At 70.6% G+C, this 26,053-nt stretch carries 20 protein-coding genes, 1 tRNA gene and 1 riboswitch; of the genes, 9 read left to right on the top strand and 12 right to left on the bottom strand.

Going from position 1 to position 26,053, the window contains the following annotated elements; genetic code table 11:
* Window positions 1-58 precede the first annotated feature (58 nt).
* The gene (locus ABUW04_RS14280) at window positions 59-607 is read left to right on the top strand and encodes a hypothetical protein (RefSeq protein WP_380564859.1); all 549 of its coding nucleotides are present in this window, start codon (window positions 59-61) and stop codon (window positions 605-607) included.
* A 4-nt stretch (window positions 608-611) separates the two neighbouring features.
* On the opposite strand, the gene ABUW04_RS14275 is transcribed toward ABUW04_RS14280, so the two are convergent.
* From ABUW04_RS14275 to ABUW04_RS14240, 8 genes are all read right to left on the bottom strand, one after another.
* Window positions 612-1,340 (bottom strand): carbon-nitrogen hydrolase family protein, encoded by a 729-nt coding sequence (locus ABUW04_RS14275; protein ID WP_380564858.1) that lies wholly within the window; start codon window positions 1,338-1,340, stop codon window positions 612-614.
* A 79-nt stretch (window positions 1,341-1,419) separates the two neighbouring features.
* A complete protein-coding gene (locus tag ABUW04_RS14270; RefSeq protein ID WP_380564856.1) occupies window positions 1,420-2,583 on the bottom strand; it encodes a hypothetical protein in 1,164 nt (387 codons plus the stop codon).
* Between the two features lie 42 nt (window positions 2,584-2,625).
* The gene (locus tag ABUW04_RS14265) at window positions 2,626-4,155 is read right to left on the bottom strand and encodes a M48 family metallopeptidase (protein ID WP_380564854.1); all 1,530 of its coding nucleotides are present in this window, start codon (window positions 4,153-4,155) and stop codon (window positions 2,626-2,628) included.
* Window positions 4,156-4,306: 151 nt separating this feature from the next.
* A complete protein-coding gene (locus ABUW04_RS14260; RefSeq protein ID WP_380564852.1) occupies window positions 4,307-7,183 on the bottom strand; it encodes a PKD domain-containing protein in 2,877 nt (958 codons plus the stop codon).
* A gap of 287 nt (window positions 7,184-7,470) precedes the next feature.
* Window positions 7,471-8,220, bottom strand: a complete 750-nt coding sequence (locus ABUW04_RS14255) for a hypothetical protein (protein WP_380564850.1) — start codon at window positions 8,218-8,220, stop codon at window positions 7,471-7,473.
* The gene (locus ABUW04_RS14250) at window positions 8,211-8,855 is read right to left on the bottom strand and encodes a hypothetical protein (RefSeq protein WP_380564848.1); all 645 of its coding nucleotides are present in this window, start codon (window positions 8,853-8,855) and stop codon (window positions 8,211-8,213) included. Before ABUW04_RS14250 ends, ABUW04_RS14255 begins: the two co-directional genes overlap by 10 nt.
* 220 nt (window positions 8,856-9,075) lie before the next feature.
* A complete protein-coding gene (locus tag ABUW04_RS14245) occupies window positions 9,076-9,342 on the bottom strand; it encodes a hypothetical protein (protein WP_380564847.1) in 267 nt (88 codons plus the stop codon).
* Window positions 9,339-9,491, bottom strand: coding sequence for a papain-like cysteine protease family protein (locus ABUW04_RS14240; RefSeq protein WP_380564845.1), 153 nt, complete (start codon window positions 9,489-9,491; stop codon window positions 9,339-9,341). Before ABUW04_RS14240 ends, ABUW04_RS14245 begins: the two co-directional genes overlap by 4 nt.
* A gap of 1,057 nt (window positions 9,492-10,548) precedes the next feature.
* Here ABUW04_RS14240 and ABUW04_RS14235 point away from each other — a divergent pair.
* Complete coding sequence (locus ABUW04_RS14235; RefSeq protein ID WP_380564843.1) at window positions 10,549-12,999, top strand: hypothetical protein; 2,451 nt, start codon at window positions 10,549-10,551, stop codon at window positions 12,997-12,999.
* 127 nt (window positions 13,000-13,126) lie between these two features.
* Here the strand turns inward: ABUW04_RS14235 and ABUW04_RS14230 are convergent, their stop codons facing one another.
* The 3 genes from ABUW04_RS14230 to ABUW04_RS14220 all read right to left on the bottom strand — a co-directional run bounded on the left by ABUW04_RS14230 (window position 13,127) and on the right by ABUW04_RS14220 (window position 15,592).
* Window positions 13,127-13,306: a hypothetical protein gene (locus tag ABUW04_RS14230; protein ID WP_380564841.1), complete on the bottom strand. Its 180-nt coding sequence runs from the start codon at window positions 13,304-13,306 to the stop codon at window positions 13,127-13,129.
* A 300-nt stretch (window positions 13,307-13,606) separates the two neighbouring features.
* A tRNA-Ser gene (locus ABUW04_RS14225) sits at window positions 13,607-13,695 on the bottom strand.
* Window positions 13,696-13,864: 169 nt separating this feature from the next.
* Window positions 13,865-15,592, bottom strand: coding sequence for a S1C family serine protease (locus ABUW04_RS14220; protein WP_380564839.1), 1,728 nt, complete (start codon window positions 15,590-15,592; stop codon window positions 13,865-13,867).
* 206 nt (window positions 15,593-15,798) lie between these two features.
* Window positions 15,799-15,914, top strand: a riboswitch (TPP riboswitch).
* 34 nt (window positions 15,915-15,948) lie between these two features.
* Here ABUW04_RS14220 and ABUW04_RS14215 point away from each other — a divergent pair.
* From ABUW04_RS14215 to ABUW04_RS14200, 4 genes are all read left to right on the top strand, one after another.
* Window positions 15,949-17,334 (top strand): purine-cytosine permease family protein, encoded by a 1,386-nt coding sequence (locus tag ABUW04_RS14215; protein ID WP_380564837.1) that lies wholly within the window; start codon window positions 15,949-15,951, stop codon window positions 17,332-17,334.
* 161 nt (window positions 17,335-17,495) lie between these two features.
* Window positions 17,496-18,344: a glycerophosphodiester phosphodiesterase family protein gene (locus tag ABUW04_RS14210; protein ID WP_380565041.1), complete on the top strand. Its 849-nt coding sequence runs from the start codon at window positions 17,496-17,498 to the stop codon at window positions 18,342-18,344.
* Window positions 18,345-18,604: 260 nt separating this feature from the next.
* Complete coding sequence (locus ABUW04_RS14205; protein ID WP_380564835.1) at window positions 18,605-19,174, top strand: ATP-binding protein; 570 nt, start codon at window positions 18,605-18,607, stop codon at window positions 19,172-19,174.
* 133 nt (window positions 19,175-19,307) lie between these two features.
* On the top strand, window positions 19,308-20,303 hold the full coding sequence (locus ABUW04_RS14200) for a DUF5926 family protein (protein ID WP_380564833.1): 996 nt from the start codon (window positions 19,308-19,310) through the stop codon (window positions 20,301-20,303).
* A 262-nt stretch (window positions 20,304-20,565) separates the two neighbouring features.
* Here ABUW04_RS14200 and ABUW04_RS14195 read toward each other — a convergent pair whose 3' ends face one another.
* Window positions 20,566-21,264, bottom strand: a complete 699-nt coding sequence (locus ABUW04_RS14195) for a bifunctional DNA primase/polymerase (RefSeq protein WP_084714041.1) — start codon at window positions 21,262-21,264, stop codon at window positions 20,566-20,568.
* A 401-nt stretch (window positions 21,265-21,665) separates the two neighbouring features.
* Here ABUW04_RS14195 and ABUW04_RS14190 point away from each other — a divergent pair, with 401 nt between their 5' ends.
* From ABUW04_RS14190 to ABUW04_RS14180, 3 genes are all read left to right on the top strand, one after another.
* A complete protein-coding gene (locus ABUW04_RS14190) occupies window positions 21,666-22,526 on the top strand; it encodes a glycosyltransferase family 2 protein (protein ID WP_380564831.1) in 861 nt (286 codons plus the stop codon).
* A gap of 228 nt (window positions 22,527-22,754) precedes the next feature.
* Window positions 22,755-24,341, top strand: coding sequence for a PP2C family protein-serine/threonine phosphatase (locus ABUW04_RS14185; RefSeq protein ID WP_380564829.1), 1,587 nt, complete (start codon window positions 22,755-22,757; stop codon window positions 24,339-24,341).
* Window positions 24,342-24,514: 173 nt separating this feature from the next.
* Window positions 24,515-26,008 carry an aminopeptidase P family protein gene (locus tag ABUW04_RS14180; RefSeq protein ID WP_380564827.1) on the top strand — a complete coding sequence of 498 codons (1,494 nt, stop codon included), beginning with the start codon at window positions 24,515-24,517 and terminating at the stop codon, window positions 26,006-26,008.
* Window positions 26,009-26,053: the final 45 nt, after the last annotated feature.

Genomic DNA, 26,053 nt, shown 5'->3' with positions numbered 1-26,053 from the left:
CACCCTCACCGCGCTCATCGCGCACAACACCCTCATCGAGCAAGGAGCTCCACCAGCCATGCGCAGAATCGCCAGCGCCGCCCTCGTCACCGCCATAGCCGCCTCCGGGCTGGTCGCCGTCGCGGCCCCCAGCCAGGCCGCCACCGTCCACCCGATGGGCTGCGTGGACGCGGGCGTCCACTACTCCTTCTCCAAGGCCAAGATGGTCTGGCGGCCCACCAACATCTACAGTCCGTGGGGCAGGAAGGGCTTCACCTTCTCGTACACCACCAGCAAGACCGGGACCTGGAGCGCGACCGGCACCGCCACGGTCGGGGCCGAGGCCGGAGTGATCTTCGCCAAGGCGAGCACCTCGTTCTCCCTCGCCATCGGCAAGACCTGGTCGCACACCTCGTCCTGGGGGGTCAGCGGGACGATCTCGTCGCTCCCCAGGGGCAAGACCCAGGGCCGGACGATGATGTACCACAAGGCCGAGCAGTTCACCACGAAGAAGTACACCGTCAACCACACCTGCTCGAAGACGACGGTGAACTGGACCAAGACCTTCGTCGCCCCGTACAGGAGCAGCGACAACTCCACCTACCTGTGGGGCTACCAGTACAAGTAGCCCACTACGCGGGGCCCGCGTCCGCTCCCCCGGACGCGGGCCCTTCGGCCGTGCGGACGGCACCGCCGCGGTTCAGCGCAGCCCGGGCGATGCCGCCGACCTCGGGACCGGCCTGCGCCAGCACCCGCCCGTCGGGCGCCCAGATCCCCGAACAACCGAGGGCCTCGTCGAAGCCCTCGCCGGTGGATCCGGCGAAACCGGCGAACGCGACCCACACCCCGTGCTCCCCGGCGATACGCCGGGCACGCTCCGGCGGGACCGCGGCGTCCCGCCGGTGGTCGAGGATCCCCGCCACATACACGTCCATCCCCTCAGCAGCGAGGGCCGCCGCATGGCCCGGGACGCCGGTGTCCCGGCAGACGGCCAGCCCGAGGCGCCAGCCGTCGACCTCGACCACGGCCGGCACATCCGGTCCGGGACTGAACCGACCGGCCTCGCTGGAGTGCACATGGACCTTCCGGTACACCACCGTGGCACCCGCACCGTCGATCGCCAGCACAGCGATGTACGAACGTCCGTCCGGATCGTCGACCGGCGCACCCACCAGCGCGAGGGTCCCGCTCTGCGCGCAGGCGTCGACGATCGGCCCGAGCCGCGGATCATCAACAGCCACGGCCGGAGCATCGAACTCATAGCCCGTCAACGACAACTCGGGAAACACCACCACCCGCGCACCAGCGGCCCGCACGGCCTCCGCATGGGCCACCGCGTTGACCGCGATCCCGTACGACACGCACGGAGGCTGGGCGACAGCGAGAACCAGGGAGTCGGACACCCGCAGATCATAGAGGGACCTGCACACCCATCCAGCACTACTTTCCGGTGACCGGGTCCGCGTCCGGGTTGGGTGTGCTCAGATCGAAGTACGAGCCGGCCGGGGCCGGACGGTGCTGGGGCAGCGGCGGTACGGCCGGGCGGCCGGCCGCCTCCCAGCCCAGGACGGCGCTCGCGCGCTGCTGGGTGAAGAGCGAGGTGCCGTCCTTCGAGTAGGTCCAGGGCTCGAAGGCGACCATCCTGCCGATGGCCCGGAACTGCTCCACGGCCTCGGCCCAGCGCTCGTTCCGGACCAGGAAGATCGCGAGCCAGGCGCGCATCGTATTGACCCGGAGGTGCGCCGGATCGGCCGCCGCCAGGTCGATCAGTGCCTCGTCGATCGCCCACCGGACCTGTTCGCCGCGCCAGAACGCGGCACGCAGCTCGGCGTTCTCGGGCCGCAGCTCACGGTTGAGCAGGTCCAGCCGCAGCAGGCTCAGCAGCGAGCCGTCCGCTGCCGCGGCGATGGTCTGCTCGGTGAACTCCAGGACCAGGTCGGTCGAGCCGTGCCAGCGCGGCAGCCAGTAGCTCTGCGCCGAGATGTGCGCCAGCACATGGTGCGGGTCGCGCGCGAGCACCTCCGCCCAGAGCGTCCGGAACTCGTCGTTCTCCCACTGCAGGCCCTTGGCCGCTCCCAGCAGCACGACCCACGGCGTGGGGTCCTCCGGGCTCAGGGCGGCAGCCTCCCGGCAACGCTCCGGGGCCTGGCGCAGCACCCGGAAGAAGCCCTCCCACTGCTCCCGGCCGACCTTGCTCGACACATCACCGGTGCGGATCTTCCAGGCCAGCTGGACCAGCGACGACGCCTCGATGGCTGCCGCCGCCCCGTCCTCCGGGTGGGCCTGCCGCCAGGCCTGCAGCCAGCGGTCGTCCTCCGCCGCGAGACTGCCGAGGATCGAGGTGTAGAGGTAGCGGCGTTCCCAGTCCCGCCCGGTCTCCCACATCAGCGCACCGACCGGCTGCCAGTCCCCTGCCTTCACGGCGAGGACGGCGGCGTCCAGGGCCGGATGGTCCACCGGCCAGTCGGTGCGCAGTTCCGCCCGCAGCGGCAGCCCGTACTCGGCCGGTTGGATGGTGCGGCTGCTACCGGCGTCCTTGGTCGGACCGGCGGCGGCCTTCGGCGAGCGTCCCTGACCGGTGATCCGGTCCAGGAATCGTGGCATGACGGTGCTCCCTCTCCCCTGCTGCGACTGAGTTTTCCACTGCTATGACAACTGCTGTACGAGTTCCCGTAGTTGACTGGTCGACGGCCGACCCGCGACGACCGCCTCGACGGCCGGCTGCAGGTGGTCGGCGAATCCCTCCGGCAGCAGTTCGGTGCGGAGCTCGAAGCGGTGGCTGTGGCTCCAGGACAGCGGCCAGCCGCCGCGCCCGGCATCGGCGACGGTGACCTCCACCAGCGATCGCAGCCGCTTGCCGAGGTCGGTGCGCAGGTGCTCGTCCCGCAGGCGGCCGGTGGTGCCCTTGGCGATGTTCGGTTCCGGCAGTCGGTCGCAGAGCGAGGCCAGCCCGCCCCGGTCCACCACCTCCAGTACCTGCATCAGCGTGGGACTGCCGCCGCTGACCACAGCGGCTGCCGAGAGCAGCGGCCCGGCCTGCTCCAGGGCCCGGGCCCGGCCGGCGGTGTGCAGCAGTGTCGCCCAGTCCACCTGCTGCTTGCCGTTGTTCTCCGGCTTCCAGGCCGAACGGGCGACCGCCCCGAACAGCGGCGCGGGCAGGTGCAGGAACTCCGTCGCGCTGCCGCTGTCCCGGCCCCGGCCGTCCTCCGGCAGCGCCTCGATGGCGGCGACCCGCTCGTCCATCGGCGGGTGCGAGTCGTACGGACTGGCCGCGCGCTTCGGCAGGTCGCGCCGGATCGCGTCGAGTTCCTCGATCCGCTCCGGGTCGGCGAGCAGGTGCCGGAAGCCCCCGATGAACTCGTCGGTGTGCGGCAGTAGTCCGAGCTCGCTCGCGGAGGCGGCGTAGTGGCCCAGGTAGAAGTCGAACCCCGCGTCCAGGGCCGGGATCTGACGGAGCGCGGAGGCTGCGTTGTCACGCCCGGCGATCCGCACCGCAGCCAGGTCGGCGGCCCGCTCCTGCTCCCGGCTGATGGCCTGGGTGGTGCGCAGGTAGCGCTCGGCATAGCTCTTGTAGAGGGCGAACAGCGCGGCACTCAGGTTGTTGCCGCCCTGGAACGCCCGCAGCGTGTTGGTCATCGAGTCCCGGCCGCGCTGGACCAGCCCGGCGAGCCGGGTGTCCTGGTTGGAGTAGTGGCCGAGTTCGTGCCCGACGACGGCGTCGAACTGGGCGGGGGTGAGCCCGATCAGCAGCGGTGCGCCGAGCAGCATCCGGCGCTTGCCGGGTACCAGCCCCAGCAGCCAGGACTCCTCGTGCACGGCCGCGTTGACATCGGCGGTGATCCAGATCTCCTTGGGCGGCCTGGTCCCCATGGCCTGCGCGAGCACCTCGACCCGCTGCCACAGCACCGGCTGCTCGGACCTGGTGACCCGGACACCGGGGGGCTTGCGCATCCGGTTGCCACGGGTGAAGAAGATGCCGCGGAGGATGGGCACACCCGCCAGCGCGCTGAAGCCGAGGGCGTAGAAGACCAGCCGGGGGCTGGGGTCGTCGGCGTCGAGGACCAGGTAGTCGATCGCCAGCAACAGCGCCAGCAGCCCGAAACCCATCGCATAGAACCCGACCAGCAGCCCGGCCGCCCGTACCGCCCTGCTAGAAGTCCTCGGCCCGCTGGACATGCCTGCCACTCTTCCCCCCGCCCGCCCTGATGTTCCGCGGAGAGTACCGCCCACCAGAACCCCCTGCTCCAGAGGGGTACGGGTTCGCACGGTGCCCCCGCGCAGTGGTACCCCGACCACGGCTCATCGCGCGACCCGACACAGAGCAAGGTCAGTACAGGTAGTAGCCCTCGACGTCGAGGATCGCGTCGGTACTGCCTGCAGAGTTGGTAATCATGGTGGAGTGGTTGGATCCGGCCCCGTTGGTGCGGATCTCTGCCGAGTTCGCTCGTGTGTCCCCAGCGCCGAGGTTCAACGAGGATGTCCCAGGGTTGTAGCCGGGTATCTGCACAGCCAGCCAGGTGGCGGCCGTGGTGTTGGTCGCCGTGAGGTTCACCAGCAGCATCGCAGTGTCCTGCGGTATGGCGTGGGAGCCGACCACCAGCGAGCTGATCGAACCGCGGGCCTTGATCTTCGCCTTGGGCACGCCGGTCCCGTTGCGGGTGTCCACGACTCGGGTGGGATCTGTGGGGAAGAAGGCTGCTCCCACACCGTCGACTACTGCGTACGAGTCAGCGATCAGGTCCACGGACCCGGCGTTGTTGTAGAGCGAGACGGTTCCGTCAGCGGCAATCGGGACCAGAACCTGGTTCGAGGTGGTCTGCCCGGCCCGGAAGTTCAGCACCGAACTCTTGGGGCGGGCGCTGCCGCCCGCGTAGGCGGTCACGTAGCTGTCGGCGGTCGCGTTGGTCTCCGTGAGGTTGAGCAGGACTGCCTTGTCACTGTCCGTGCCTGGGCAGCAGTCCGGTTTGAAGGTCAGCGCCTTTCCGGGACCGATCTTGCCGACCGGTGCGCCGGAGAAGGGCCAGCCGGTACCGGTACGGGTGTCCAGTAGCCGTGCGGGACCCCATTCGTTGACGAAGCCACCGCTTTGGGGCAGGGCCTTGGTGGTGTAGTAGCCCTGGACGTCCGCGATCAGGTCGACGGTGCCGTTGTAGTTGGCCAGGTCGACGTAGCCGTCTGTGCCGACCTTGACGGTGACCTGGTTCGGCACGGTCTGCCCGGCCCCCAGGTTCAGCGTCGATGCGACGGGGCGCGGCGACCCGTCCGGATAGACGGTGATGTAGGTGGCCGCGGTGGCGTCAGTAGCCGTGATGTTCATCGTGACCGCATCGACGCCCGAGGCGGGAAGCCCGCTCTGGCCGGCCACCTTCAAGCGCAGGACCCCGCCGGCACCGATGGTGTGCTGGGGTGCGCCGGTTCCGTGGCGGGTATCCAGGATGCGTACCGGCCCGAACGGCACCAGACCGTCGCCGACGCTGACGAGCGCGTTGGCTTTCTGGGTGCGCCCGCCCTTGTCGGTGACGGTGACGATCGCGGTGTACGTGCCGGGGTGGGGGTAGGTGTGGGCCGCGCTCCAGGGGTCGGAGTTGGTGACCGGGATGGTGCCGTCGCCGAAGTCAAAGGTGTAGCCGGTGATCGGCCACGGGCTGCTGGAGCTGCTGAAGAGGGCGACGGCGAGGCCCGACGTGGTCGGCCTGCGTACGTATTGCAGGGTGGCCGTCAGCGGGCCGGGTGGATTGACGGTGACCAGGGCGGAGCCGTCGCTCGGTGAGGATACGGCTGCGGGGGCCTGGGGGACGGTGGCGGTGGCGCTGACCTGGTAGGGGCGAGAGGGGTATGTGGTGGCCCGAGTGTAGGTGTGGCTGGCCGAGGGGGAGCCAGTGGCCACCTTGGTACCGTCGCCGAAGTCGAAGGTGTAGCTCACCCCGGCGGTGTGCCATGGATTGGTCACCGCCACCGATGCAGTCACCGGGAAGGGGGAGGGCCCCTGCGCCTGATCGACCGTCACTGCACCCAGCGACAGCGGATCCTGGCGCTCGACCGCACCGCGGTCCACGGCAGAGCCCGGCAGGGCACTGGTCGCCAGCGGATCGCGAACCCGCTGGTGGCCGTAGGCATCGGTAGCAGTCAGGCCGACAGCGTCCGGGGCACCCGAGTCCACCGCAGGGGAGCCCTCCGCCGGGGACAGGTCGCCCGCGTCGAGCTTGGGGTCGGCCTGGATGTCGTGGGTACCCTGCCCGGTGGCGGCGAACTCGGTCGGGCCGGAGTAGGAAGTGCCTGACCAGGAGTAGGCGGCAATGCCCGGAGCCGGGTCGACCAGGTTGTCGTCGGCAATCGCGGTTGCCGCCGCAGTAGCGGCAACCGACAGCTCCGGCCGTGCGGAGGTGGTGTCCTTGAGACATCCCCCGTCTGCGGTCCCGGTCCTGGCGACGTTGTCGCCGCTCATGATGTTGTTCTCCACGGTGGTATGCACCGCGGCGCCGGTGACCTCCACCGCGTCGAAGCAGTTGCCTGTGAAGGTGTTGCCAGTGATTACCGTGTCGGCCGCGCTGTCGGCCGCGACACCGTCCCCGCGGCCCCCGGTGATCACATCGGAGCTGATCGTGGTCCGGGCCACCTGCGCTCCGATCACAATGCCCGCGGCCGCAACCGAGCGCCCGACGGTAGTGCGGGTCACCGAAACATCCGCAGTGGTGGCCCCCTGGATGGACACGCCTGCTCCCTGGCTGGAAGGCTTCTGCTGCAGGTACACACCGTGCATCTGCAGCCGGTCCAGACCGATCCGCTGGGAATCCTGGACCAGAACACCGTCCTGCCGGAGGTCGATGCCGCTGACGTCGACATCGTGGACACCCGTGAGCGTCAACCCTGTCGGATCTGAACTGAGCAGGACCACCTCAGCGGGTCCCGCGGAGGTGATCGTGATCGGCTTCCCCGCCTCTCCCGAGCGCGTCACGGTCAAGCCCCCGCTGTAGTAGCTGTCCGGTTCGATCAGCACCGTCTGCCCGGGCTCGGCGGCGTCAACCGCAGCCTGAATGGTGCAGAACGGCAGCACGGCCGTCCCCGGGACGCTGCCGGAGTCGCTGCACGCCTTCCCCGCATCGACCAGCAACGAAGTGGCATCCGCAGAAGCCGCGTCCGTACCCAGACCGCCGATCAGCAACGCGGCAGCAACAACGGCCATTAGTGCGCGGCTGCGCGGCATACGTAACTCCCCCAACGGCCCGAATGATCCGAACGCTACGACCCCGGCCGACGAATTGTGTGGTGACACCTGTGTGGCTGCTGAATGCTACCCATACGAAACACGTCACGGAAGATCAACAAAGCTTCCACCAACGGTTGATCGGATATAAAACCGACAAAACTGGCGCAGGGTGGCGTTGCCCTTGCCGGCATCCCCATCCGTGCAGGTCACTCGGCCGGCGACCGTTGTCGAGGAGCACGGCATGATGATCGACTGTGCTGCTGCGACTCGCCTACCTGACCGGGTCACTCGGGCCGGACGCGGCGGTCCGCGTGCAGGGCGTGCCATTGGGCTGCGGTGAGCCGTTGGGGCAGGGACGGTGGGCGTGTGAGCAGTTCGAAGACGTAGCCGCAGGCGTCGGCCTCGTCAGTGAAGCGGAGGTGGATGTCCGGCTGGAGGCCCTTCTTCGCGATGCCAGTGACCCAGAGTTCGTCGAACTGGTCCCACATGAGGGCGAAGACGTCGGTGGGCCAGCGGTGCAGCAGCGGATCGCTGTCCTCGGTCCAGGGGTCGGCCGGATCGTGGTCGATGTGGTAGGGCTCGTTGCTGCCGGATGCCTTCAGCGCCGCATCGAGTTCGGCGCGGGTGGTCAGCGGCAGCCCCTGGTCGCGCAGTCGGCGTTGCTCGGCGCGGGTGGGGTGGGTGGCTGCCAGGTCCTGCTCGGCGCGGGCGCGCAGCGCGGCGGTCGTGTTCGCCCAGGCCGCCCGCTCCTCGGCGAAGGGGGTGCCGTTCGGCTGGGTGAGTTCCTCGTGGATCCGGCGGCAGGCGGTTGCCTCGTCGGGGAACTGCGCCAGTACGCCGGGCCAGCCCGGCTCCAGGGCGCTACTGCCCTTGAGATACCACTGGCCGGTGCGGTCACTGCCGGTGAGCAGCAGGGCGTCGACGGGACCGCTGTCGGGGGCGGCCGGCGGTTGCTCGCCGGCGATGCGCAGCGAGGCCGGGTCGATCCCCGCAGCGGTGAGCGCCCTGCGGAGTGTTCCGGTGTTCACATCCATCCCTTGTTCCCGTACTCCAGTGCGAGGTATTCGACCGTCCAGTCGTGGCCCAGCTCCGTTGCGAGCCTGTCCGCCAGGGCAGCGCCCCTGGCATCCAACTCCGGGCCGTCAGCTGTGCCGTACTGCGCCTGATGATTCACGGCCTGGCTCCATGCATAGAAGTCGTCCACCAGCCCCGGGGTCAGCTGTAGTCCGGCGGTCGGCTCGTCGGGGGAGAAGTCACCGAATCCCTCTGCCCGCAGCGGCCCGTGGGCATACTGGCCCTTGACCTGCAGAACCCGAGGAAGCTTGGGCACCGGGTGCGGCCTCAAGTGCCAGTGGAACGCGCCGCAGTGCCAGCAGGCCAGGTGCGTACTGCCGTGGAGTTCGTCGTGGACGCCCAGCATCCACCCGGGACCGAGCTCTGCGGCTACCCGGAAGCCCAGTGCGGCCGTGACTCCACGCTTCCCGTCGCCCGGGGTCGCGCACCACGCGCGGACTGCCTCGGCCACATCCTGGGCCAGAGCCAGCATCGGGTCGTCAGGGGAGACCCCGGCGCGCGGGTCCCTCCCCACAAGGAAGGGGAACCCGGGCAGCACGCCGACCCGCTGCAGAAGGAGAGCGCGCGGGCCACGGGGCGCGAAGGGCTGGTTCATGGCGCTGATGCGAGGCTGGGTCCGACCACGGATCCGCTATCGCCCACTGTGATCGCCACGCTGCGCTCCGTTCCGTTGTAGATCAGACTCTACATTGGCCAGCCTTGGTCCTCTCCCTGCTGCACTGGTAGCACAACAGGCCCGGACAATGTCCGGGCCCGTTGCGGAGAGGTCACCCCTGCCGCATGGCAACTTCTGGTTGGGGAAGCGGTGCGCTGCTCTAGCCCAGGGGCATCGGGAGCCCAGGGATCTCGCCGCGTAGTGCGCGTAGAGCTGCTCGGTTGAGCGCACGCAGCCCGGCCAGGTCGTTGAGGAACAGCTTTACCACCCGCCCCTCTCCGCCCTCCCAGTGGCACGGGGTCAACGATGCGTCCGTGATCGCACCGTCCAACACGATCACGACACTGTGCGCCGACTCACCACGGTGGAAGGAAAGACAGAACCGCTCTTCTGAGAGCTTGGTCACCGCGGTCAGGACGGCTTTCATCGCGCCACCGTGTACAGGGTCCAACTGCTGTCGAAGTCCGCAAAGGTCACCATGTAGCTGCTTCCGTTCCACGGGTCAAGGATCTTCAGCATTGAAGCCGTCGACTCGGCTCCGTCGACCACGACGAAGTGGTATCCACCGGGGCTCATCAGCATGGTGGAGTCGCCACGGTTTTCAACCCCTTGCAGCATTCGGGCTGGCCGGGACCTCGCGCCCTGATCGGTCCCGGATGGGTCTCTGCGCTACCGACCAGGGCCGCAGCCATCATCCCCGACCTGATCCAGCGGCGGTTCACCGCGCCGATGCCCAGCCTCAAACTCACCGGAGGCATCACCTGCTTGAGCCTCACCGTCGAGGCGATCACCATGGCACACCAGGCCGGACTCGTCGCCGGCAACGCGATCATGCACACCGACAGGGGCGGCCAGTACCACTCGCACACCCACTGCAACACCTGCGACGCCTCGACATCCGCTCCAGCACCAGCCGTACCGGCTCCTGCCTCGACGGCACAGCAGCAGAGTCGTTCTTCGCCACGGTCCAATCGGAGATCGGCCGCGCCCACCGGCCCGACCACGCCACCGCCCGACAAGACCGAATGGCCATGGCCGCGTAGCCACAGGGGGGGTTAAAAACCGTGTCGACTCCAGGCCCGTCTGAACCCGCGCCCTCACCTTCGGACTCGGCTCCGGGACGGCCAAGTCGGTCCGGTTGACGACATGTTGCTCGGTGACGGTGGGCCGGTAACGAGTGGCTAAGGATTCCGGAGCCGTCAGGCCGGTTGTAGTCGATTTGACAGCTTTGGTCTCCGTGCGCAGCAGTACGATCACGCGCGCCTTCTGTTCGGATGATCGAAGGCACGCCCGTGAAGGGGGAACTGTGCCACGCGCACGACTTGTCTCTGTCCCCGTCGTGCTGGCCCTCGCCGCCGCCGCGGTGGTGACGACCACCGCCCGCGCCGACAGCGCGACGACCGGCATGCTCTATGTGAACGATGCCGCAAGCTGCAGCGACACTGCCGGCGCCGGCAGCGCGTCGCAGCCCTACTGCACGCTTCAAGCCGCCGCGAACGCCGCGAAGCCCGGACAGACCGTCAAACTGACTGGCCCCACTGGAGAGGACTTCTACGGGCCCCTGGTACTCACACACTCGGGTGCCCCGGGCGCCGCTATCACTATCGACGGATCGGGCGACAACCTGTACCCCGTGTCGAAAGGCGCGCCGCTGACCCTGCGGAACGTCCACGACATAACCGTGGAGAACCTTCAGATCGATGCCAACCCCGGGGCCGACCTCGTCGACGTCGTGGGCTCGCAAAACGTCGTGCTCGACGGCCTTCAGTCCACAGGTATGGCGTCCCCGGCCGTGGTCAACGGAATCAGCATCGACGGCGGCTCGTCGTCTGTGACGGTGTCACGCGCCCAGATCCAGGGGATGCTCAGCGGCAGCGACATTCTTGTCCAAACCGGTGCACAGCACGTCACGGTGACGACCAACTATCTCCGCGACTACGAAGCATCCGGAACACTGATCCATGTATCGGGGGCATCCGGGGTCGCCGTCACCGGAAACGCCCTGAACACCGTAACGAAGGCCCCAGCCATCGAGGTTGACGGCGCCGTTTCGGCGACCACCGTGGAGAACAACGTCGGCCTCGTCGATCAGGCCCCTGCACTCTCCGTCTCGACTACCGCCGCACCGCAGGTGTCGGACAGCTTCAACACGTTCAACGAGAACCGAGCGGGCACGGCTGCATACTCCTGGGGAGGCACGGACTACTTCACCAGCGCGGCCCTCACCGCGGCCACCGGCCAAGGTGCTCACGACATCCTCACAACCCCCGGAACCGGCCTCCCGGAGGGTACCGGCGTCGTTGACGCGGCGGACTCGTCCGCCCCCGGCGAGCTCAGCACAGACCTCTACGGGAACCCGAGGGTGCTCGAACCCCGCTTCCCACATCTGGGTGCCGGCCCGTACGACTTCTACGACCGGGGTGCGTGGGAGATCGAGGACCCCATCGGCTACACCGCTCCGACCAGCCCCCAGGTCACCACGGTCGGAACCTCGGTGGACGGCCAGGCCACGCCGGTGCCCACGTCAGCCTGGCACGAGCAGCTGACCGCGACGGTGGACTTCGGTGACGGAAGCACACCGCAGTCGGCCCCCGTCGGCACCGCCGTCCCGCACACCTACGCGCAACCGGGCACCTACCTGACCAAGACCGTCATCACCAACACCGACGGGTACTCGGTGCGTGACAGCCGGGACGTGGAGGTACTGAGCGACATGGTCGAGCAGCCCGTGCTGAGCGCCAAGCCCGCGCGCACGGGTGGGTACTCCCCCGGCACCATGGACTTCTCCATCTCCGGCACGCCGGGGGAGATCTATCGAAGTCTGACGCTGGACCACGGCGACGGAGTGGTCAGCGATTCGGGCCGGTGGCAGAGCTCCGAATACGCCTACACGCACTCCGGCATCTATCCGATCAAGCTGACCGCCGTCGACGATCTCGGCCGGACCGCCACCGCCTCGGCGACAGCAGTCGCCGGCGCCGACTTCGTCCCCTTGGAGGGCGGTCCCCGGCGCGTCTACGACAGCCGCACCGCTGGGCACACCGCCATCCCCGCCCACGGCACGCTCCGGCTCGCTCTGGCACACCCGCAGGACGGCAATGAGGCGCTGGTGCTCAACCTCACGGCCACCGACACCCGGGCCGCCGGCTTCGTCACCGCCTACCCGGACGGCACCGCCGCGCCGACCGCGTCGAACCTCAACTTCAGCGCCGGGCAGACCATCGCCAACCAGGCGACGGTGCGCACCGGCGCCGACGGGTACGTCGACTTCTCCAACGGCAGCTCCGGGCCGATCGACCTGGTCCTGGACGAGGTCGGCTCCCAGTCGATGACGGTCGACGGCACCGAGTACCGGCCGGCAACTCCGACCCGCATCCTCGACACCCGGACCTCGGCCCACCAGGTCCCGGGACACGGCACGGTCACCGTCCAACTCCCGGCGTCGCTGCGGCCCGCGGGCGGCGGGCCGGACACGCTCGAGGTGAACGTCACCGCGGCGCGCGAGCACAGTCCGGGCTATGCCACCGTCTATACCACCGGAAACCCCCGCCCCGGCTCGTCCAACCTCAACTGGTCGGTCGGAACGCCCGCCGCCAACCTGGTCACGGTGACGGCTGACTCGCAGGGCCGCATCACGCTCTACAACGGAAGCCCGCAGCCCACAGACTTCGTGGTCGACTTCCTCGGCCTCTACCAGCCGACGAACGCCACGGGCCCGACCACAGGATTCGTCACGACGGCTCCGACCCGGGCGCTGGACACCCGCTACGGGATCGGCGCACCCGCCAGACAGCTAGCGCCGCACCAGCAGCTCGAGCTCTGCCTTCCGGTTCCGGCCGGAGTGTCCGCCGCGGCGCTCAACCTGACGGTGACCGGCAGCAGTCAGGCCGGCTGGGTGTCGGCCTACCCGCACGGGACCGCCCGCCCCGGCACGTCCAACATCAACTGGGGCCCGGGGGAGACCATCGCGAACATGACCCAGACGCCGGTCAGCGCGGGCGGCTGCGTGGACCTCTACAACGGCGGCGGTGCCGCGGTCTCGGTGATCGCGGACCTGTCCGGCTACCAGTACACGCAGCCGTAAGCCGGTCGGCACACCGGACGAGACGCACGACGGAGGGGTGCCGCGGCGTCAGGTTCCCCGGGACCCCTCCGTCGTTCAATGGCACCCCGCTGCACCTCGCCCAGGGTCACCGGCTTCCGTAGGTGTCCTAGTCGTTGATGATGACCAGGAGTGGGAGTGCTCGTTCGGGGTTGTCGTGGATCGACTGGGTGGTCTTGGGGATGTTGTCGGCTCCGAGGGGCTGAAGCACGCCGATGGCGAGGTTGTGGAAGACGGCCATGGCGCGGGGTGCGGTACCGGGGTGGGCGCTGTGGAGACGTCCTACCAAACGACCGACCCAACACGGCACCAAGGCCGCTCGGAGCGGCCCACAGCGCACATCCGGCACCGGGGCGTTACCCCAGTGACCGGCCCCGGACAGGGTGCCGTCCACAACCTCGCCGACAAGCCATCCCATGGATGCCCCGGAATGCCTCCACCAGCGACAACGCTGCCAAAATCTGGTCCACCGATGGTCCACGAAAACTGGTCGACCATGGGACGGGGCGAACACCCATGGGACAGGAATCGAAAAGGGCGGGAATCGGAATTAACCCGAGACCCGCCCCGACCTGCGTGTTCTGACCTGCGGAGAGCGAGGGATTCGAACCCTCGGTCACGGTTCCCCGTGACGACAGTTTTCAAGACTGTTCCCTTAGGCCGCTCGGGCAGCTCTCCTTGCGCGGGTGGGCAGCACGAAGGGGGCGAGGCCCCCGGGGTGGTTGTCCGCGCTCAGGGATCTTCTCATGTTTGCGGGGGTGCTCGGGCAGCAATAGCCCCGTACGGCGGTGGGGCTGGTTGCCGTACGGGGCCGGTGGGCGTCGGAGTGTGTCCGGGCCGGGTGGGGTTACTGGTCGCCGGTGCGGGAGCCGAGGGTGACCTTGGTGGTGTGGCTCTGGCCGTCGCGGGTGTAGGTGACGGTGACGATGTCGCCCGGGTGGTGCGACCAGATCTCGCTGACCAGGGTCGGGCCGCTGTCGATCTGGACGCCGTCGAGCGAGGTGATGACGTCGCCCGCCTTGAGGCCGGCCTTGTCGGCGGGGCCGCCCGCGGTGACCGGGGCGCTGCCCTGGACCGCGGCGGAAGCGATTTTGGCGCCCTCGCCGGTGTAGGAGTCGTCGCGGAGCACGCCGATGATCGGGTAGACCGGGGTACCGGTCTTGATCAGCTGGTCCGCGACCCACTTGGCCTGGTTGATCGGGATGGCGAAGCCCAGCCCGACGCTGCCGGACTGGGTGCCGGTCGAGGTGTCGCCGCCGGTCGACTGGATCGCCGAGTCGATCCCGATGACCTGACCGGAGGCGTTCATCAGCGGGCCACCGGAGTTGCCCGGGTTGATCGACGCGTCGGTCTGCAGCGCGTTCATGTAGGAGGTCTGCGCGCCGGTCTCGTCGCCCGAGGCGACCGGGCGGTTCTTGGCGCTGATGATGCCGGAGGTGACCGTGCCCGAGAGGCCGAAGGGCGCGCCGATGGCGATGGTGGTGTCACCCACCGCCACCTCGTCGGAGTTGCCGAGCGCCAGCGGGACCAGCGGCTTCTTCGGGGTTCCGTCGATCTTGATGACGGCCACGTCGTAGCCCGAGGCGCGGCCCACGATGGTGGCCGGGTAGCTGGTGCCGTCGGAGAACTTCACGCTCAGCTTGCCGCCGTTGACCGAGGGCGCCACCACGTGGTTGTTGGTCAGGATGTGGCCCTGGGTGTCGTAGACGAAGCCCGTGCCGGTGCCCGACTCCTGCGAGTTGCTGGCCGAGATGGTGACCACGCTGGGCAGCGCCTTGGCGGCGACCCCGGCGATGCTCTCGGGGGCGCGGCTGAGCGCCTTGGGGTCCACGCTGCTGGTGACGGTGGTGGAGCCGTTGGAGCTGTCGTTGTTCTCCAGCGCGGCGCCGATGCCGCCGCCGATTCCGCCGGCGATGATCGCGGTCACCGCGAGCAGGGCAATCAGCGCGCCGCGCCGCTTCTTGCGCGGCGGGACGGGCTGGCCGTAGCCGCCGTAGTAGGGCAGACCGGGCTGGCCGCCGTACGGGGGCTGCCCGCCCTGGCCGGCGTACGGAGGCTGTCCGCCGTAGGGGGGCTGCTGGGCGCCGTAGGCCGGGTCGAACGGGGGCTGGACCGCGGTCGCCTCGGCGCCGGCGCCGGGGACGGGAGCCCCGGTCGGCGGCACCGTCGGCAGCGGCGGCTCGGCGGGGTAGGGCTGCTCCTGGTGCTCCGCCTTCGTGTACGCGTCAGTCGCGACGGCGGGGGGAGAGGCCACGGGGGCCGGGGGCACCGGGGGTACGACCGGGTCCGCTATGGGTTGCTGCGGGGCCGCGGCCTGGACCGGGGCCGGCGGCGGGAACGACGCGAGCGTCGGGTCGGCCGGCGGCTCGACCGTGCCGTACGGGAGCGCGGTCGTGTCTTCGTTCACCGGTGCCGGTGCCGGCTGGACGACGGTGTCGTCCGCAGCGGGGGCGGCTACGGGCGCTGCGGCTACGGGCGCTGCGTCGCGCGGCGCGTCCTGCGACTGCGCGTCAAGGGAGGGTTCCACCGGTTCCCCACCGGTGGGGACGGCCCCACCCTCGTGCTCGGTGCTCACGAATGACCTCCTCCTGCGGGACTTGGCGTCCCAAAGCATTGCCCACCCACTGTCAGGGCATCGTAAGGGCCAGCCGTGCGCTTCCCTTGGCCGCATCTATAGCGCACTGATCTGAGAGCTTTCTTACGCCCCCCGCTCACAGCTCATCTACAGCTCATCGGACATTCATCCTTGGCTCGCCGACCGGCTGCCCCTAGCATGTCATCGAACACATACGCGGGAGCTTGGACCCATCCAGGCTGAGAGGGCGCCGAACACGGGGCGCCGACCGCCTGAACCTGACCGGGTAATGCCGGCGTAGGGAGCTGAGCCTCGTGACGTCCGTTTCGCCTTCCCCCAATCCTGTCCTCGACCGGGTGACCGGGTCCCCGCGCGCCGAGGCGCCGCTGCTGCTGGACACCTCGCCCCCGCGCACGCTGGGCTTCCGCGACCAGGCCGCCTTCTGGACCAACCTCGGCGTCAGCCTGATCGGCTTCCAGAGCGCCGCGACCGTACTGGTCTTCAACGGCAAGGACCTGTCCCTCGCCGCCTCCGTCACCGCGATCGTCGTCGGCACGGTGATCGGCTCGGTGATGCTCGGTGTCGCCGCCGTCATCGGGACCAGGGCCGGGGCCCCCGCCATGGCGATCCTGCGCGGGCTGTTCGGGACCCGGATGTCCTATCTGCCCACCGTCCTCAACATCGTGCAGTGCCTCGGCTGGGGCGTCTTCGAGCTGACCGTGATCGCGATGGGCGCCGACGCCCTCTTCGGCGGCGGCCCGCACTGGCTCTACGTGGTGCTGGCCGGGGTGCTGACCACCGCGATGACGATCCGTCCGCTCGGCGCGATCGGGGTGCTGCGCAAGTACGTCGCGGTCGCGGTCGGCATCGCCATGCTGTTCTTCACGGTGGAGCTGGTGCGGCACGGGGTGCACGACCCCTCCCCGGGCAACTGGACCGGCTTCCTGCCGGCCGTCGACTCGGTGATCGCGGTCTCCATCTCCTTCGTCCCGCTGGCCGCCGACTACACCCGGCACGCCAGGAGCACCCGCAGTTCCTTCTGGGGCGCGTTCACCGGCTACACGGTCTCCCAGGTGTGGTGCTACGCGGTGGGGCTGCTGGCGCTGCTGCAGGTCGGCGGCGACCCGGACAGGATCTTCAGCACCTTCATGGGCGTCACCGCCGGCTGGCTGTTCTTCGCCGTGCTGGTGCTGCGCGAGGCGGACCAGTCCTTCGCCAACGTCTACTCGACGGCGATGTCGGTGCAGAACCTGCTGCCCCGGGTGGACCGCCGGATTCTCACCATCGGACTCGGCACCCTGGTCACCCTGCTGGCCCTGCTGGTGACCGACTTCAGCGAGTACGAGTCCTTCCTGGGACTGATCGGCGCGGTGTTCGTGCCGCTGTCGGCAGTGCTGGCGGTGGACTTCTACTTCGGGGCGGGGCGCAGCGAAGGAGGTGCCGCGCGCAGCGCGTCCGACAAGGGTGGCGGCGGGCGACGGGAGGGCGGCTGGGACCTCGGCGAGACCGCGCCGACGCGGTGGCTGACGCTGCTGCCGTGGGCGGTGGGGTTCGTGGTCTACCAGCTGATCGCCCCGGCCCAGCTGACCGGCTGGGCCGACTTCTGGCCCTCGTTCTGGGCCCACGCCCAGAACGTCCTGCACGTCCACCCCCAGGTGTGGACCTCGGCCTCGCTGTTCTCCTTCGTCGTCCCGGCCCTGATCACCTGGGCGCTGACGCCGCTGCTCCGCCGCGGGCTGTGAGCAGGAGCTGTGACCGGTGCCGGTGCCGGGCAGCGTGACCGGGACCGTTAACCGGTCACACCGTCAGAATTCATCTGCCGCTGCCGGGGCCGCACGGGGGCCGGTCCTAGGCTGGTGGCGTGTCGAACGCTCCCCAGTCGAAGGCCCACCGGCAGCAGGTGCTGCCCAATCGCGCGGCCACCCGTGTGGTGGCCCACCGCGGCGCCTCCGGCACCCTCGCCGAGCACACCCTGGCCGCCTACAAGCTGGCTGTCGACGAGGGGGCCGACGCCCTGGAGTGCGACGTCCGGCTGACCGCCGACGGGCATCTGGTCTGCGTGCACGACCGCCGGGTGGACCGGACCTCCAACGGCCGGGGCGTGGTGTCGACCCTGGAGCTGGCCCAGCTGTCCGAGCTGGACTTCGGCTCCTGGAAGGCCGCCCGCGCCGCCACCGGGACGGCCGATGCCCACGACACCGATGCCGACACCGATGCCGACGCCGACGAGGCGGACTGGGCCGACGCCGAGCACACCTCGGTGCTGACGCTGGAACGGCTGCTGGAGTTCGCCACCGGCTGCGGCCGCCGCATCGAGCTCGCGATCGAGACCAAGCACCCCACCCGCTACGCGGGCCTGGTGGAGCGCAGGCTCCTGGAGCTGCTGCACCGCTTCGATCTGGTCACGCCGGCGGACGGCGAGCGCACCCCGGTGCGGATCATGAGCTTCAGTCAGCTCTCGCTGCGCCGGGTACGGGAGCTGGCCCCCGCCATTCCGACGGTCTTCCTGATGGAACGGGTGCCGCTGCGCTTCCGCGACGGCACCCTCCCGCACGGGGCGCGGATCGCCGGACCCGGCATCGACCTGGTGCGCGCCAACCCCGGCTACGTCGCCGCGCTGCACCGGGCCGGGCACCGGGTGCACGTGTGGACGGTGGACGATCCGGAGGACGTCGAGCTGTGCCTGCGGCTCGGCGTGGACACCATCATCACCAATCATCCGCGCCGGGTACTTGACCAGTTGGGCCGCTAGTGCGGACCATGGCGGAGTCGGGAGCCTGCTTCGGCAGGCGTACGCGGGCGCAGCGGAATGGCCGGAAATTCACCCGGTTCACCATTCTTCACCACCCCCGATAAACCCTCAGTGACGAGTCGGCTACGCTTAGTGAAATGAGTGGGACAACTCCGTCTCCAGCTGCTTTTTCGGCATGCCGTGGTGCTTCTGTTCTCGTTTCCGCCGTGCTTGCAACGGGCATTCACACCCTGGCTGACAGCTGAGGAGGAGGTCCGGGGGTGGCGCTGGTGGTAGCGCGTGATGTGCCGACTTCTTCGGCGACCATGGCTGTGCCCCATGGTCCCGAGAGCGTGAGCACTGCGCGGCGTCGACTGCGAAAGGACCTCGCCGCGCAGCATCTGCCCGACGTCGTCATCGACGACGCGGTGCTCATACTCTCCGAACTCCTGAGCAATGCCTGCAGGCACGCCAGGCCGCTGGAGCCGGCACCGGCCTCAGCCCACGACGGGATGCACCCGGGGTCCGCCGCCGAGCCGTCGGCGCGGGCGCACGCCCAGGCTGCCTGGCTGGGACAGGGACCCGCGCAGGGGGACTGCGGCCGGGTGGTCGTCGGCTGGGAGCTGCACAGCGACGGACTGCTCACCGTCGAGGTGACCGACGGCGGTGGGCCGACCCGGCCGCGCCGGGGCAGCCCCTCGTTGACCGCGCGGGGCGGTCGCGGTCTGGGCATCGTCGGACAGCTGGCGAGCGACTGGGGGGTCAGGGACGCCCCGGGCGAGGTGACCGTGTGGGCGGTGCTCCCGGTGCGGGCCCGTCATGCCCGGCGCGACGGCGTCGCCACCGGGTGAGGGTGACACCACGTCAGCGGGGCGGCGCCGCGGCGGACACCCTCCGGGGCGCTGCGGCGTGACCGGCGGGGACCCGCGGCACCACTAGGCTCGGTGCGGAACAAGCAGCCGCCGCACCGGGAGAAACCGCACCATGGCCAAGAAGCCGCCGAAGAAGGCGCCCGTACGCGCCGGGTCGAACAACGCAGCCACCGCAGCCGCGGGGGAGGTCCCGGTCGTCGGCGCGCGCGAGGCGTGCCCCTGCGGTTCGGGCCGCCGCTACAAGGCCTGCCACGGCCGCGAGGCCTCGCACGCCGTCCAGGAACTGGTGCAGCGTCCGTTCGAGGGGCTGCCCGGCGAGGGCGACTGGGTGGCGCTGCGCGAGCTCGTCCCGGCCGCGACGGTGCCGCTGACGCTGACCGCGGCGGCGCTGCAGGGCGCCAACGGCGAGGTCCCCTCGGTGACCCTGGCGACGGTGCTGCCGATGGCCTGGCCCGCGATGCGCCGTCAGGACGGCAGCGTGCTGCTGGGCCTGCAGACCCACGGCTCCTCCGGCGACATCAGCCGGGACCTGGGCGACGCCCTGCTCCAGGCGCTGTCCGCCGAGCCGGGCACCCCGGTGCCGCCGCGCCGCCCGGCCGCGGACGCAGCGCGGCTGCAGCAGCTGGTCGACACCGCGGCGCCGTTCGAGCCGGCCCTGCACAGCGGCTTCGAGTTCTGGCTGGACGATGCGGAGACGGCCACCGGCGAGGTCGCCGCCTCGCTGGAGAGCGCCAACGCCACCATCATCCCGACCGTGCGGCTGGCCTCGGTGGACACCGCCTACTGGTGCTCCGTGCCGGACAAGAACCACCTGCGGTGGGTGATGCCGTACGCCGAGGACGAGTTGCTGGACGCGCTGGCGCGGCTGGCCGCGACCGAGGACGCGGGGCTGGGCGAGGGGACCAAGCTGGTCGGCTCGTTCCGGGCGCACGGGCTCACCGTGCCGGTGTGGGACCTGCCCGCGGAGATGACGGCGGAGGACTGCGAGAAGCCGGCTGCCGCTTTCGCCGAGCGACTCGCCGGCGCACTCGCCGAAAGCGCGCCGCTCACCGGTCAGGAGCGCCGCGCACGCGCCGGTCTGGTGAACCGTCAGGTCACCCTCGGCTGACCGGAGCGCCTTACGGATTGCATCCGTTCAGGCACGTTCGGCGACACCGATTGTCCGACGCGGTCCATTTTTCAGTGACATGCATCACAATTCCCCAGGTGGAGGCAGAAACACCGCTTCTGGCTCCGCCCGGGGAATTTGCTTGGGCGCCAAAACTTGTTACGGTTTAAACAGCTCGGTCGCTGGTGCATCCCCCGTCGCCAGCGGCCGGGCCTTATCTTTGCCCGCCCGTTCCGAGGCGGCCGCGCTCAACGCCGAACGCTCAGTACGCCAGCCGTGCCCCGTCGGGGACCGCAGCACTGGCGGCGACCAGAGCCCCCATCAGATCACTCACCGAGGGTAGCCACGGCACCCCGTCGACACCCGGTCCCGGCACCGGTTCACGGGCCCAACGCAGCACCCCGGCCCCGGTCCTGGACGGCGGCAGCACCACGTACCCCCCGCTGCCGTGGTAGCGCAGGCTGGTCGGCACCCACTCCTGGGCGATCAGCAGTTCCGCCAACTCCTGCATGGTGTAGGGCGCGACGAGCATGACGTACCTGGTGGGCGTCGCGATCACCGGGCCCGTCCTGATCCGCAGCGCGTCGAAGTACTCCAGCACCCGGGCCCCGGCCGAGGCCGGCAGGCTGACCGCGGAGACCGGGCCGCCGGTGGCCAGCACCAGCGGCGCGTCCGGATGCTGCCGCCACCACCAGCGCACCATCCTGGAGTCGGTGGTGGCAGCCAGTAGCGGCGGATCGTAGGGATGGGCCCCGGGGGTGGGGCAGTCGGGACGCGGGCAGGCGCAGCGCTCCCGGCCCGCGACGGCGCCCGGCAGCACCGGCCAGCCCCAGTCCTGCGCGTAGATCGTGGCCGCGGACAGGAGCAGTGACCGCTCCCTGCGCCGACCGGCGGAAAGCGCCCGTGCGAGCCCCCGTGCAAGCAGGTACCGAGGGCGGATCGTGTTGAGAACCCCGCGCATGAGCACTCGTTCCTTTCCGTGACCAGTCAAGGATCGGTACGTGATCTCGCGCAACGAGAAGCGCACCACGCCCGACGCGCTCTGCGGAACCTGGCGGGGGGGTGGCGCAGGGTGGCGATTTTTCCGCCGTCCCCGTCAGGCTTGTACCCCGGAACCCGGATGTTGCCTCAGCATTCCCGCTACGGCTTGCAGGATGTTTTCGGGCTGCTTCCCCGGGCGGCCCCGCCGAAGGGCCTCGCGAACACGTCCACTCACGAGATTGACGCATCGTCCGGAATGACGCGGTCGATCCGGCGGCGGTTCCACCGTTCGGGTCATCGGAGGCCGTTCCAGCAGCGGTTGGCGCATTGGCATGTCCAGAAGGGGCCGCGCCGGACCCCTCGTGCTCGTACGATCCGGACATGGACGCGCAACCGACGCCGGACAGCCCGCACGGCGGCGAGCTCAATGACGAGCTCGAAGGCGGGAGAACTCCCTCGGAACGCTCGGTCGCGGTGGTGATGGCGGCACATGACGAGGCATCACGTATCGCCCTGACGGTGATCGCGGCCCGGCGGCTGCCGGGGGTGGACCTGGTCGTGGTGGTCGACACCGGGTCGACCGACTCCACGGCGCGGGTCGCCGAGGAGTCCGGGGCGCGGGTGATCCGGCTGGGGGCACGGGCCGGCCGGACCGAGGCACTGCTGCGCGGCGTGGCGGAGGTGACCGCCCTGGAGGCGATGGCGGGCGTCGGCACGGACCCGGGCGCGGTCGGGTCTGATCGGGGGGTGGCCAGAGCTGATCGGGGGGTGTCCGGGGCTGATCGGGGGATGGCCGGATCGGGACGGTCCGCGCCGCGCCATCTGCTGTTCCTGGAGCCCGACGTCCAGACGGACGCCGCCGAGGCGGTCCGGCTGCTGGAGCCGGTGCAGGCCGGCCTCGCGGACGCGGTGCTGGCGCGGGAGAGCCGGACCGCAGCGGAGACCGGAGCGGCCGCGCGCCGGGCCCGCCGGGGCGTCGAGCGGGCCACCGGCCTCTCCGCCGGCCGTCCCGTCGCGGCCGAACTGTGTCTCACCAGGAAGGCCTTCGCCGCCGCCGAGCCGCTGTCCGGCGGCGCCGGGGCGATGGCCGGTCTGATCATCGACTTGATGCGGCACGGATTCCGGGTGACCGAGGTGCCGGTCGACTGGTCCCACCGGCCCCGCCGCGGGGGAGTACGGGCCGGGTTGCGGGAGTTCGGGCAGTGGCGCGAGGTCGGCCGGACCCTTTCCACGCGCCGATGACGAACAGCGATGTTTTTCGGCCAGATATTCGGGCAAAGACACCAATCACCTGGCACCTCACAGTCCTGGACATCACCCGATCGGTGTGTGTAGAAGTAAGTCACTAATTGCCTCACGGCATGACACGGGGGTGCAAAATTAGTTATTTCGGACAAATCACTTCACGCTCTGTCATCCCCCTCGGTGCGTCCCCCTTGCAGCCCGCACCCGCAGCGAAGGGCGCACACCATGGCTGACTCCCCCTCACCCCGAACCGGCCGCACCCTCGACGACTGCACGCTCGACGGGCAGGCACCCGCCGTCCCGGCACCGAAGACCCCGGTCGACACCGCACCACCGGCTGCTGACCCGATCGACCGCGGCCCGGCCGCAGGCACCGAGCAGTCCGAGCTCACCACCCTCTACGAGCTGACCGAGCGGCTGACCGCCGCCTCCGGCCTGGAGGAGACACTGCGCGGAGCGCTGCAGGCCGGCGCCGCCATCCTCGGCGCCCAGCGCGGCATGCTGCTGCTCGCCGACGCCCCGGCGCACGGTCCCGACGGCGTCGACGCCCCCGAGGGCCTCGCCGCCTTCGGCACCATCGACTCCCCCGGCACCACCATCGGCTACGGCCTGGACCGCCCGGCGCTCGGCGCGCTGGAGACCGTACCGCGCGACAGCGGCCCCTACGCCGGCCTGCTCGGCGGCGCCGCCCAGGCGATGACGCTGGGTCTGCTCGGCCCCGGGCCCACCGCGGCCCGCGGCGGCACCGGGGTGGTCGGCGACCGCTTCCAGCAGGTGGCCGGGCAGCTGGGCATCGACGCCTCCTTCGCCCTCCCGCTGGTCGCCCCCGGCGAGGGCGGCGACCCGTTCGGCGCCGCCATCTGGTTCTTCTCAGCCGCCCCCGGCGCACCCGACGCCGCGGCGGCCGGCACAGCGGTGGCCGGCACAGCGGTGTCCGGCACAGCAGTGTCCGGCACAGCAGTGTCCGGCACAGCAGTGTCCGGCGCCGTGAGGACCGCCCCCACCGAGAGCCAGCAGCGCCTGGCCGCGCTCTACTGCGCCGCCGCCTCCCGTCTGATCGCCAAGGAGATCGAGCGCGACCGGCTCCGGCGCACCACCGAGGCGCTGCGCCGCGGCCTGCTGCCGGACCGGCTCCCCCGGGTCCCCGGCATCCAGCTGGCCGCCCGCTGCCTGCCCGCCGGGCTCGACCTGTCCGCCGGCAGCGACTGGTACGACGCGCTGGCCCTGCCGGACGGCAGCCTCGCGCTGAGCGTCGGCAGCGTCAACGGCGGCGGCCCCGACTGCGCCGCCGCGATGGGCCGGATCCGCGCCGCGCTGCGCGCCTACGCGGTGCTGGAGGGCGAGGACCCGGTCTCCGTCCTCGGCGACCTGGAGCTGCTGCTCAAGACCACCGAACCGGCCCGCACCGCGACCGCGCTCTACGCCTACCTCGACCCGCGCACCCGCCAGCTGTCCATCGCCGGCGCCGGGCAGTGCCCGCCACTGCTGGTCACCTCCTTCGGCGCCAGCTTCGTGGAGACCTCACTGTCCGCGCCGCTGGGCATGCTGAGCTGCTGGGAGGCCCCGGGCGTGGAGCTCCGGGCGGACCGCGGCGACCTGCTGCTGCTCTACACCGAGGGCCTGGCCCGCCGCTGCGGCAACTCGCTGCACGCCGGGCAGGCCAAACTGCGCTCCGCCGCGGCGGCCGCCCCGCGCGAGGCCCGGCACGATCCGGACCGCTTCTGCGCACACCTGCTCAGCACCTGCCTGGACGGCGCCGACGGCCCGGCCGGGGCGGACGACATCGTGCTGCTGGCGGCGGGCTTCGAGTAGGGGCTGCGCGCAGGGGCCCGGAGCAGGGGCCCGGAGCAGGGGCCCGGAGCAGCAGCTCCGGGTAAGGGACGTATGGGTACTCCGACCCTTTCGCCCCCCTGTTCGCAGGACCTAGGATCGTACCGACCGCCCCCTTGTCGCGGGTGGTCCCGTACGAGCAGGAGGCGACGCAGGTGAACGAGGCGACCGAGCCGACCACGGCCGAGGCAGCAGAGACCGTCGACGAGGAGCAGGACCAGCCGATCAAGGGCCGCAAGAACGGCCTCTACCCGGCCCTCTCGGACGAGCTCGCCGAGGTCATGAAGTCCGGCTGGGCCGACACCGAGCTGCGCGACCTCGCCCCCGTCGAGCAGTCCGCGTACGCGGCCAAGCGCCGTGCCGCACTGTCCGCCCGCTTCCCCGGCGAGCGGCTGGTGATCCCGGCCGGGAGCCTGAAGACCCGCGCCAACGACACCGAGTACCCGTTCCGGGCCGCCACCGAGTACGTCCACCTCACCGGCGACCAGACCCAGGACGCCGTGCTGGTGCTGGAGCCCCGCGCCGAGGGCGGCCACGACGCCACCGCCTACCTGCTGCCGCGCTCCAACCGGGAGAACGGCGAGTTCTGGCTGGACGGCCAGGGCGAGCTGTGGGTCGGCCGCCGGCACAGCCTGGCCGAGGCCGAGGCCCTGCTCGGCCTGCCCACCCGCGACGTCCGCAAGGTGGTCGCGGAGCTGACGCTGGCCGCCGAGGAGAAGCCGGCCACCACCCGGATCGTCCGCTCCTACGACGCCGCGCTGGAGGCGGCGCTCGCCGAGCACACCACCAGGCACGGCGACGAGGAACTGCGGGTCTTCCTCAGCGAGCTGCGGCTGGTCAAGGACGAGTGGGAGGTCGCCCAGCTGCAGGCCGCCTGCGACGCCACCGCCAAGGGCTTCACCGACGTGGTCCGCGAGCTGGCCCAGGCCGTCGCCAGCTCCGAGCGCTGGATCGAGGGCACCTTCTACCGCCGCGCCCGGGTCGAGGGCAACGACATCGGCTACGGCTCCATCTGCGCGGCCGGCGCCCACGCCACCACGCTGCACTGGGTCCGCAACGACGGCGAGGTCCGCCCCGGCGAACTGCTGCTGCTGGACGCCGGCGTGGAGACGCACACCCTCTACACCGCCGACGTCACCCGCACCCTGCCGATCGACGGCCGCTTCGACGAGCTGCAGCGCAAGATCTACGACGCGGTCCACGACGCCCAGGAGGCCGGCATCGCCGCGGTGAAGCCCGGCGCCCGCTACCGCGACTTCCACGAGGCCAGCCAGCGGGTGCTGGCCGAGCGCCTGGTCGAGTGGGGCCTGGTCGAGGGCCCGGTGGACCGCGTCCTGGAACTCGCGCTGCAGCGCCGCTGGACCCTGCACGGCACCGGCCACATGCTCGGCCTGGACGTCCACGACTGCGCCCAGGCGCGCACCGAGGCCTACGTGGACTGCGTGCTGGAGCCAAGCATGGTGCTCACCGTCGAGCCCGGCCTCTACTTCCAGGCCGACGACCTGACGGTGCCCGAGGAGTACCGCGGCATCGGCGTGCGGATCGAGGACGACATCCTGGTCACCACCGACGGCAACCGCAACCTCTCGGCGTCGCTCCCGCGGTCGTCGACCGAGGTCGAGGCCTGGATGGCGGGGCTCAAGGGCTGATCCGCCGCAGCAGAGGAAGGGGCGCCGTCCGCCGACGGCGCCCCT

The sequence above is a fragment of the Streptacidiphilus jeojiensis genome, from assembly GCF_042510965.1.
Classification (GTDB): Bacteria; Actinomycetota; Actinomycetes; order Streptomycetales; family Streptomycetaceae; genus Streptacidiphilus; species Streptacidiphilus jeojiensis.
Note: the sequence above shows the minus strand (reverse complement) of the source record. Positions and strands in the feature narration are given on the sequence as shown.

Bases quoted from the DNA above. Each gene is read 5' to 3' on its own strand.
- ABUW04_RS14280 (WP_380564859.1), top strand. From the start codon at position 59: ATGCGCAGAATCGCCAGCGCCGCCCTCGTCACCGCCATAGCCGCCTCC.
- ABUW04_RS14270 (WP_380564856.1), bottom strand. From the start codon at position 2,583: ATGCCACGATTCCTGGACCGGATCACCGGTCAGGGACGCTCGCCGAAG.
- ABUW04_RS14265 (WP_380564854.1), bottom strand. From the start codon at position 4,155: ATGTCCAGCGGGCCGAGGACTTCTAGCAGGGCGGTACGGGCGGCCGGG.
- ABUW04_RS14260 (WP_380564852.1), bottom strand. From the start codon at position 7,183: ATGCCGCGCAGCCGCGCACTAATGGCCGTTGTTGCTGCCGCGTTGCTG.
- ABUW04_RS14255 (WP_380564850.1), bottom strand. From the start codon at position 8,220: ATGGATGTGAACACCGGAACACTCCGCAGGGCGCTCACCGCTGCGGGG.
- ABUW04_RS14250 (WP_380564848.1), bottom strand. From the start codon at position 8,855: ATGAACCAGCCCTTCGCGCCCCGTGGCCCGCGCGCTCTCCTTCTGCAG.
- ABUW04_RS14245 (WP_380564847.1), bottom strand. From the start codon at position 9,342: ATGAAAGCCGTCCTGACCGCGGTGACCAAGCTCTCAGAAGAGCGGTTC.
- ABUW04_RS14240 (WP_380564845.1), bottom strand. From the start codon at position 9,491: ATGAGCCCCGGTGGATACCACTTCGTCGTGGTCGACGGAGCCGAGTCG.
- ABUW04_RS14200 (WP_380564833.1), top strand. From the start codon at position 19,308: ATGGCCAAGAAGCCGCCGAAGAAGGCGCCCGTACGCGCCGGGTCGAAC.
- ABUW04_RS14195 (WP_084714041.1), bottom strand. From the start codon at position 21,264: ATGCGCGGGGTTCTCAACACGATCCGCCCTCGGTACCTGCTTGCACGG.
- ABUW04_RS14190 (WP_380564831.1), top strand. From the start codon at position 21,666: ATGGACGCGCAACCGACGCCGGACAGCCCGCACGGCGGCGAGCTCAAT.
- ABUW04_RS14185 (WP_380564829.1), top strand. From the start codon at position 22,755: ATGGCTGACTCCCCCTCACCCCGAACCGGCCGCACCCTCGACGACTGC.